At 36.3% G+C, this 2,238-nt stretch carries 1 protein-coding gene; it reads left to right on the top strand.

Annotated features, from left to right (window positions below):
* Positions 1-1,030: 1,030 nt before the first annotated feature.
* The gene (locus AB1422_18985) at positions 1,031-1,849 is read left to right on the top strand and encodes an undecaprenyl-diphosphate phosphatase (GenBank protein ID MEW6621387.1); all 819 of its coding nucleotides are present in this window, start codon (positions 1,031-1,033) and stop codon (positions 1,847-1,849) included.
* The last annotated feature ends 389 nt before the right edge of the window (positions 1,850-2,238 follow it).

Below are 2,238 nucleotides of genomic sequence, written 5' to 3'. Positions count from 1 at the left end.
TTGTAACTGCTGTGATTCAGACACTGGACATCAACCATCAACCATCAACTATCAACTATCAACCATACTAATGTGAAGTTTTGGTTAATATTTACTATACTTATCGGCATTTCTAAGTAAAATTTTGAATAATAACTGCTATATAGTCTACTGTCTGAATCACAGATTGCGATTAATCAACTTGACAAATTTAATAAATTCTGTATAATTATCAGTAAGCAAAATTTGTAACCGTTCAGCCACAGAGGCACAGAGTTCACAGAGAATTAGAGAAATTAGCCACATAAGGACACGAATTAACCTCTGACATTCGATAAATGTAGTGCGAACCTTATTGCTTTTTCATAAATAGGTTCCTCTTTTGGGGAGAGCGATAGCAAGAAGAACTTTAATGTAAATATCAAAATGCAAATATCAAAATTACAATGCAAAATGCAAAAATACTTGTAAATTAACAAAGTAGCTGGAGAATATTTTGATTTTTGATTTGTAATTTTACATTTTGATGTTTGATTTTTAATTTATTTTATGGTATTCCAGAAAAGTGGAAGTTAATTTTGCAAAAACCATTAGGTTCGCCTTCCTGCTTGCCAGAAGCGAAGCTAAAGCCTCGCACTACAAATCTTTTTATTATTCGTGTTCATTCGTAGTTATATATTCCCTCTGTGTTCTCTGTGACTCTGTGGCTATATCTCTGAACGGTTACAGAAAATGAAGTTAAAATTGGAAATTCGAAATTAGAAATTAAGGAAGGAAGTAAAAGCCCAATTTCTAATTTCCAATTTCAACTTTCGTAACTGTTCACCGCAGAGACACAGAGACGCAGAGAAAAAAATTAAAATCTATTTACGATACGCAACAATTCTGGCTTGCCTGCTGAACATTCGGCAAGCACGTCCTATGTATTTCCATGTCTGCCTCAATAATCTTTTCTGTTATCTGATTTATTTCTATGTCTTCTCTGTTCCTCTGCGTCTCTGCGGTAAATACCCCCTGAACGGTTACTTTATAAGGAGGTCAAAGAGAAAATATGGATATTTTTGATGCGTTGATTTTAGGTATAGTTCAAGGAGTAACAGAATTTATTCCGGTAAGCTCCTCGGCTCATCTCGTCATTGTGCCAGAATTACTACAGATTGCAAAACCATCACTTAGTTTTGATACTATGTTACATTTTGGCACATTCCTATCATTGATGTTAATCTACTGGAAGGATATTTTGAAACTTATCCGTGCCTGCGGTGAAATATCAAATGATATTTTTTTTAAAAGGGAATTTAAAAGCGTCCAGAATGACGATTATAAAAGATTAGTTTTTTTAATCATCCTGACTACAATTCCAGCATGCCTGGTGGGAATATTTCTTGAAGATTATATTGAAGCATTATTCAAAAGCCCTTTAGCGGTAGGATTTTTCCTGTTAGGGACAGGGTTTATATTAGCCATAGGTCAGCGTAATCTAAATGGTAAAAAGGATATTTTAAATATGACCGTCCAGGACGCCTTATTTATTGGTGTCGCCCAGGCATTAGCACTTGCCCCAGGTATTTCCCGTTCCGGGATAACGATTACAGCTGGGTTATATCGTGGGTTAAATAAAGATTTAGCCCCTAATTATGCCTTCTTAATTGCCTTACCGGTCATTTTAGGTGCAACTATTTTACAACTGAAAGATGTAGAAATAGAGAGTTTATATCTCTTTATCATAGGTGTTTTATCTGCCTTTATAAGCGGCTATCTGGCAATTAAGGTGCTTTTGAAGATAGTCAAACAAGGAAAATTAATTATCTTCGCAGGGTATTGCTGGATAATGGGATTGATAATGATTCTTTGGGAAATCTATAAGTGAGAAAAATGTAAAAGTGGGAAAAGGAGAAAGTGGAACAGTCAAAAGTATTGACAATATGAGAAGTATTGTGGTATAATAATAAGTAATTACCAAAAACAAGGAAAACGCTCATGCCTACAGCGTGGACACAAACGACGATGAAAATTAAGGGACTCGGGATTCGGGACTCGGGGCTCGGGAATAAAAGAATCCCCTAACCCCTTAATCCCGCCAGCGGGGAGACAAAAAATTAAAAATCTGTGTCCTCTGCGAAATCTGCGGATATTTTCAGGAGAAACGGACATGAGCCAAGGCTCACAAAGGGCAATGAAAATGGGAGAAGGACAACCCCCTAACCCCCTTTATTAAGGGGGAATTGCTGAGAGTTTCTTTCTTCCCGAGTCCCAAGT

Source organism: bacterium (assembly GCA_040757115.1).
Lineage (GTDB): Bacteria > UBA9089 > CG2-30-40-21 > CG2-30-40-21 > SBAY01 > JBFLXS01.
Note: the sequence above shows the minus strand (reverse complement) of the source record. Positions and strands in the feature narration are given on the sequence as shown.